Below are 6,048 nucleotides of genomic sequence, written 5' to 3'. Positions count from 1 at the left end.
ACATGCCGCCCAGCAGGGGCAGTTTCATGTGGCCGTGCTGCACTACCGCACCTGCCTGGAGAGTGCCGAGCGCCGCGAAGACCGACAAGCGATACAGTTTTTTTCGTTGCGCCTTGTCGAGTGCTACGAGGCGATGGGCATGCGTGACAAGGCAGCAGCCTTCCGCTGGCTGGCGGAAGCGGACGATTTGAACATGCTGTTCTGATATGGGTTTGGGCTGGACTCCGCTCATCTGGCAAAAACGCCCGGATGAGCGGAGTCCAGCCCAGAGAGGCAACAACAAAAAACCCCGCCGAAGCGGAGTTCTGTGGTGGCCAGGGCCGGACTTGAACCGGCGACCCAACGATTTTCAGTCGTTTGCTCTACCAGCTGAGCTACCTAGCCGTGCTTCCCCGGAAGGAAGACTTTGGCGGTCCGGACGGGATTTGAACCCGCGACCTTCTGCGTGACAGGCAGATATGCTAACCGCTACACTACCGGACCCTACTGGTAAAAAACTGTGGCCGCAAAAGCAGCGCGATTAAAGATAGCCGCCCTCCTGCCCGCTGTCAACCTTGCGGCGGTGGGGAGAGGGCTCTCCCCGGCCAGTCCCCTGTCAGAACGGCACGGCGCACACGCCTTGCAAGCGCCCCCCCTGCTCGTCGTAGAGCAGTTCGAGGTATTCACGCGAGGCTAGCGCGTCAATGATGGCGAATTTGGGTTGCCCATTCTCATCACTGTGCAGCAGCACGCCGCCCTCGACCTGGGTGTGTCCGTAGACGCCGAATTCGAGACCCGCCATGTCCACGTAGTCGGGCGAGTCCACGAACCAGGTTTTGGAACTTCGGTCAGAGTAGAACAGGTCGTCGTAGTGCAGGTGGTTGGGCAAAGGCGAGACGTGGGCGAACTGCACACGTCCCAGGCGGATTTCGCGGGGAAACTGGCTCATCCATTGGTACAGGTGCGGCGGCAGCATCAGGCCGCCCCGTTCGGGGTCGAACTCGGTGTGCTTGAGGCCGCCGCTGGTGCCCAGCAAAAAGCGTGGGTTCAGCACCGCGTCGTCATGGTTGCCCAGCAGGACATGCACCGCATGCGGGGCCGCTTCCTGATAACGCCGCAGTTTTTCCAACTGGCGCACCTGTTCGCGGGCGGCGATCAGGCGGTGTTCCTCGTTGCCCATGTCGAAGGGATCACAGCCGGTGAGTCGGGTGTAGGCCGCCTCGGACTTGGGATGCACCAGGTCACCGATAAAGACGACCTGATAACGGCCCGAGCGCACGGGCGGCGTCGGCAGACAATCCGCGTCCACGCAACTGGCCGCCCGCAGCGCGTCCCAGCAGCCGCTCCAGTCGGCGTGGACATCACCGATGGCGATGAATTTATGCATCTTCGCGGTCCAGAATCGTCTTGAGCTGCTTGTAGATGGCGCGGCTCTCGTCCAGCGTTTCGCCGTAGCCCTTCATCAGGTAGCGCATGGCCTCGGCGCCGCGCCCCGATTCCTTGAGCTTCTCGACCAGTTCCTCAATGTGTCGCCGGGCATTTTCCATCTGGGGGTCGCGGGGCGGCTCGGGGGGCAGCGCTGACGTGGAGGCCGGGCCAGGGCGGGCCGTTTCCAGTTCGGCGACATTCGCGCCTTCCTCCGGGTCGTACTCGACCCATTGCCCCTCCCCCGCCGACAGGCCGAACAGCCGGGCAAGGTCAGCCAGCGCCGCTAACCGCGCTTCGTGGAGGGTCGGCCCCTCGGCCAGTCCCTCGCGGTGGCTCCCCTCCAAGCTCAGGCGCACGCGAACCACGTAGGGCTGGGCCGAGTCGCAACTCCAGCCCAGGCTCCAGCCAGGGGCGAGGCGGTCGAGCTGGGCGACCAACACGTCCAGGTCTGGCGCGGGAACGACACGGGCCTGCTCTCCCTGCACTTCCACCGTCGCCCAGGTGGTCATGCTGTTTTGCAGGGCTTCGCGCACGCGGTTGAGTTCGGGCATGGGCCGAGTCTATAGCCGCCGCATTTCGGGTGTGGAACCCCTGCTCTAGAATGCCGGACATGAGGCCCGCTTACCTGACCGCTGCCCGTCACCTGCAACTGGGGCGCGAGTACGCCGTCGAAGGTGAGCCGCGCCGCGCCCTTGCGGCCTATCAAAACGCCCTGGACCTGCTCACGACGCTGCCGCCCGAGCATCTGCGTGACGTGCTGCTGGCCCACACCCATCTGGCCTTCTACCAGACCCTGGCACTGGCCCAGGATGAGCGGGCAGGGCAGACCCACCTGCAACTCGGGGTCAGCTATGCCCGCACCACCCGCGACCCGCTGGCCCGAGCCATCGCCGAGGAATGTCTGAGCGGCCTCGACCGAGTGCTTTAGGAGTTATTAGGACTGAAGTTGAGGCGGCGAGTCTTCGCTGAGCAGCTCAAGCAGCGCCGCCGTCACGCTGGGGTCAAACTGTTGCCCGCTGGCAGCCCGCAGGTAGTTCAGGATGTCTTCCTTTTCCCAGGCCTGCTTGTAGGGGCGGACACTCGCCAGGGCGTCGTACACGTCGCAGATGGCGAAAATGCGGGCTGCCAGTGGAATCTCCTCTCGGCGCAGCCCCAGCGGGTATCCGGTGCCGTCCCAGCGTTCGTGGTGGGCGCCTATCACGTCCAGCACAGTCTGGGGCAGGAAGGGGAGTTCCCCGGCCAGCCGCACGCCTTCTGCGACATGGGCACACATGCGCTGGCGCATTTCAGGCGTGAGTGGCCCCTCGTAGAGCAAGATTTGGTCGGGCAGGCTGATTTTGCCGAGGTCGTGCAGGTACGCGCCCCACCGCAGTTCACGCAGTTCGCTGCTGCTCAGGCCCAGGCGCTCGCCCAGACGCTCGCTGAGCCGCGTGACCCGGTCGGTGTGCCCCTGGGTTTCCGCGTCGCGGGCTTCGAGCGACAGACCCAGCGCCCGCAGCGCTCCCTCGTGGGCGGCCTGCTCCCGCTCCTCGGCGTGCAGCCGCGCTGCCAGCAGTGACAGCAGCCCCGTCACGCTGCTCACCACCATCCGCTCTGTCTCATCCCAGGGATGCGGGCTGAAAGTGTGTGCCAGCAGCGCCCCGACCAGCTCGCCTTCCCGGTTCCGTACAGGTGAGGCGCACAGCCCTTGCACGCCCAGTTCGGGAAAGCCCTCTGTGGTGGCACTCTCGCGGGTGTCAGCGAAATAAAGGGTCTCGTCGGCTTCCGCCAGCTTTTCTATCAGGGGCAGGTTCCCCGGAAGGCCGTGCGCCAGCAGACTGGCAAGCGCAGGGCCAGTGGGCATTTCCCCGACCGTGGTGCGGGCGTGGTAGGCCAGTGTCGCGTCACGAAACTGGAAATACCCGGCCCCCACGGCGCTCGTGCGCTCGACCAGTGCCGTCAGCACAGGCTGCATGGCGCTGCCCAGGTCAGGCGCTTGCAGCCCCAGGCGCATCAGCTGGAGGGTCAACCGAGACAGCGACGGCTCAGCCAGTGCCACCGCCTGCTGCTCCGGGGTGGAGTTCACGAAGTCTGGGATTGAGTCTGGCATGGACAGGTCAGTTTAATGCAGGGGGGGAGGCAGATGGCAGATGGCAGATGGCCCATTCTCAAGCCATCTGCCATCTGCTTTCAGCCATCTGCACGACTCAGGGCAGCGGGAAGCCCCCCGCAAACTCATGCACTTCGGCCTTCACGTCCTCGCCGTTGAGGGCGCGGTCAATCAGGTCGGCAATCTTGGGCATGTGCTGCTCGGTCATGCCACGGGTGGTCACGGCGGGCGTGCCGATGCGGATGCCACCGCCGTGCATCACTTTTTCGGTGTCGTAAGGCAGGGTGGATTTGCTGATGGTGATGTGGTTGGCGTCCAGCGCCTTGGTCGCCTTGGTGCCGTTCAGCCCTTGTGGGCGCAGGTCGAGCAGGAACAGGTGGTTGTCGGTGCCGCCCGAAACGATGCGGTAGCCCTTCCCCTGGAACTCGGCGGCCAGCGCCTGAGCGTTCTTGACGATCTGCTGGGCGTAGGTCTTAAATTCGGGTTGCAGCGCCTCGCCAAAGGCCACCGCCTTGCCTGCGATGACGTGTTCCAGCGGCCCGCCCTGATAGCCAGGGAACACGGCGCGGTCAATCTTGGCCCCCAGTTCGGGGTCGTTGCTGAGGATGATGCCGCCGCGAGGCCCGCGCAGGGTCTTGTGGGTGGTGGAGGCGACCACATGCGCGTGGGGCAGCGCGTTGGGGTGAACGCCCGCCGCAATCAGGCCCGCGATGTGGGCGATGTCGGCAAACAGAATCGCGCCCACCTCGTCCGCCACTTCGCGGAAGGCGGCAAAGTCGATGATGCGGCTGTAGGCGCTGGCCCCCGCAATAATCATTTTGGGCTGATGTTCGTGGGCGAGGCGGCGCACTTCGTCCATGTCAATGCGCTCGGTTTCCTGGTTCAGGCTGTAGCCGATGACGTTGTAACGAATACCCGAAAAGTTGGCCTTGTTGCCGTGCGTCAGGTGGCCCCCGTGCGAGAGGTTCATGCCCAGCACGGTCGCGCCCGGCTCGATCAGGGCGTTGTAGACGGCGAGGTTGGCGCTGGAGCCGCTGTGGGGCTGCACGTTGGCCCACTCCGCGCCGAACAGTTCCTTGACGCGGTCGATGGCGAGTTGTTCCACCTGGTCCACGACCTCGCAGCCGCCGTACCAGCGCTTGCCGGGGTAGCCCTCGGCGTACTTGTTGGTCAGCACGCTGCCCTGGGCCTCGCGCACGGCGGCGCTGGTGAAGTTTTCGGAGGCGATGAGCTCCAGGCCGTGCTTCTGACGCTCGGCTTCCTGGGCAATCAGGTCGAAAATCGCCGTATCGCGGTGCGTCTGAGATGTGGTCATACTCCGGATTGTAGAGGTTGCGCCCAATGTGGGGCGGCAAGGTGTCCAGAAAGACCGTCTGCGGAGGTCGGGGTCAGGGCAAGGTAGGGCATCCTTCCACCACTTTCAGCGCCTCGGCGAAGCCCCTGACGGGAAAATTCAGCCGCAACGGAGCCGCCCCACCTGTACGGACAACTTGCACTTCCACACCCTTGCGCGCCGCTTTGAACGCCCCCAGAAAACGGGCATCGCTCGCGTCGTTGGTCGCCAGCACGAAACGGTCAAATTCACCATTTTTGCGCGTCAGTACGCCGGGAAAGGTGCGCGGCTGCTGCCCGTCCACGCGGTAAGTCACACTCGGCGGACGGCCCGCGACAATGTCGGCCTGAGACAGCAGCGGCACTTTGGTCTTGAGGAAAAAGTTGAGTTTGCCCCCCGGCCCGCAGCGAAACTGCACGAAGGTTTTGCCCAGGGTGTCGTACCCCTCGTCCAGAAAGATGGAGGAAATGTTCGCGCCCTTGTCGTCCTTTTCCAGTCGCACCGAGACTTTGCTGTTCGGCACGCGTAGGTCTTGACCGTAAGGCAGTTTTTCGGCGGCGGGCGGAGCAGCGAGGGCCAGCAGAAGGGTCAGCATAGGCAAAGGGTAGAGGGTGAAGGGGAAATTTTGACCCCCTTCACCCTCCACCCTCCGCCCTTCACCTGCCGCGTAGCGTCCCCTGCACCGCGCTCATAAATTCGGCGCGGGTGCGTGGGTCGGAGCGGAAGAGGCCGCGCATGGCGCTGGTCGTCGTGGAACTGTTCTGCTTTTGCACGCCGCGCATTGCCATGCACAGGTGAATACCTTCCATCAGCACGGCGACGCCTTTGGGGGCCAGCAATTCTTCTACTGCGTCCGCCACCTGCGTGGTGATGCGCTCCTGCACCTGCAAGCGGCGCGAGTACAGGTCCACGATGCGGGCAAATTTGCTCAGGCCCAGGATTTTGCTGTTGGGAATGTAGGCGACGTGGGCGCGACCATAAAAGGGCAGCATGTGGTGTTCGCACATGGAGTAGAACTCGATGTCCTTGACAATCACCATTTCGCTGCCCTCGGCGGCAAAGACGCCCTCGCCCACGACCTCCGCCAGCGTTTGCCCGTAGCCCTCGGTCATGTAGGCCCAGGCCTTGGCGACGCGGTGCGGCGTGCGCATGAGGCCTTCGCGCTGCGGGTCTTCGCCAATCGCGGCGAGCCAGTCGCGGGTCAGCGGTTCGAGGGGAA

8 protein-coding genes and 2 tRNA genes are annotated in these 6,048 nt (G+C 64.4%); 2 read left to right on the top strand and 8 right to left on the bottom strand.

The features are described from left to right. The coding region (locus tag Q4C89_RS02465; protein WP_303101023.1) for a hypothetical protein at positions 1-205 on the top strand (205 nt) is incomplete at its 5' end. A gap of 103 nt (positions 206-308) precedes the next feature. Here Q4C89_RS02465 and Q4C89_RS02460 read toward each other — a convergent pair. The 4 genes from Q4C89_RS02460 to Q4C89_RS02445 form a co-directional block, all read right to left on the bottom strand. Then, positions 309-384: transfer RNA gene (locus Q4C89_RS02460), tRNA-Phe, on the bottom strand. Positions 385-407: 23 nt separating this feature from the next. After that, positions 408-483, bottom strand: a tRNA-Asp gene (locus tag Q4C89_RS02455). 112 nt (positions 484-595) lie between these two features. Then, complete coding sequence (locus tag Q4C89_RS02450) at positions 596-1,366, bottom strand: metallophosphoesterase (RefSeq protein ID WP_303101022.1); 771 nt, start codon at positions 1,364-1,366, stop codon at positions 596-598. Further along, complete coding sequence (locus tag Q4C89_RS02445) at positions 1,359-1,958, bottom strand: single-stranded DNA-binding protein (RefSeq protein WP_303101021.1); 600 nt, start codon at positions 1,956-1,958, stop codon at positions 1,359-1,361. Before Q4C89_RS02445 ends, Q4C89_RS02450 begins: the two co-directional genes overlap by 8 nt. A gap of 59 nt (positions 1,959-2,017) precedes the next feature. Between Q4C89_RS02445 and Q4C89_RS02440 the strand changes: the two genes are divergently transcribed. Beyond that, positions 2,018-2,335 (top strand): hypothetical protein, encoded by a 318-nt coding sequence (locus Q4C89_RS02440; protein ID WP_303101020.1) that lies wholly within the window; start codon positions 2,018-2,020, stop codon positions 2,333-2,335. A gap of 6 nt (positions 2,336-2,341) precedes the next feature. On the opposite strand, the gene Q4C89_RS02435 is transcribed toward Q4C89_RS02440, so the two are convergent. The 4 genes from Q4C89_RS02435 to folE all read right to left on the bottom strand — a co-directional run bounded on the left by Q4C89_RS02435 (position 2,342) and on the right by folE (position 6,034). Then, the gene (locus tag Q4C89_RS02435) at positions 2,342-3,496 is read right to left on the bottom strand and encodes an HD-GYP domain-containing protein (protein WP_303101019.1); all 1,155 of its coding nucleotides are present in this window, start codon (positions 3,494-3,496) and stop codon (positions 2,342-2,344) included. Positions 3,497-3,593: 97 nt separating this feature from the next. Next, positions 3,594-4,811: a serine hydroxymethyltransferase gene (glyA, locus tag Q4C89_RS02430; RefSeq protein WP_303101018.1), complete on the bottom strand. Its 1,218-nt coding sequence runs from the start codon at positions 4,809-4,811 to the stop codon at positions 3,594-3,596. A 73-nt stretch (positions 4,812-4,884) separates the two neighbouring features. Next, entirely contained in the window at positions 4,885-5,424 is a 540-nt protein-coding gene (locus tag Q4C89_RS02425; RefSeq protein ID WP_303101017.1) for a hypothetical protein, read from the bottom strand. 61 nt (positions 5,425-5,485) lie between these two features. Further along, positions 5,486-6,034, bottom strand: coding sequence for a GTP cyclohydrolase I FolE (gene folE / locus Q4C89_RS02420; protein WP_303101025.1), 549 nt, complete (start codon positions 6,032-6,034; stop codon positions 5,486-5,488). Between the last annotated feature and the right edge of the window lie 14 nt (positions 6,035-6,048).

Origin of the sequence: Deinococcus sp. (assembly GCF_030523985.1) — a bacterium.
GTDB lineage: Bacteria > Deinococcota > Deinococci > Deinococcales > Deinococcaceae > Deinococcus.
This window is presented reverse-complemented; position numbering and strand designations above follow the sequence as displayed.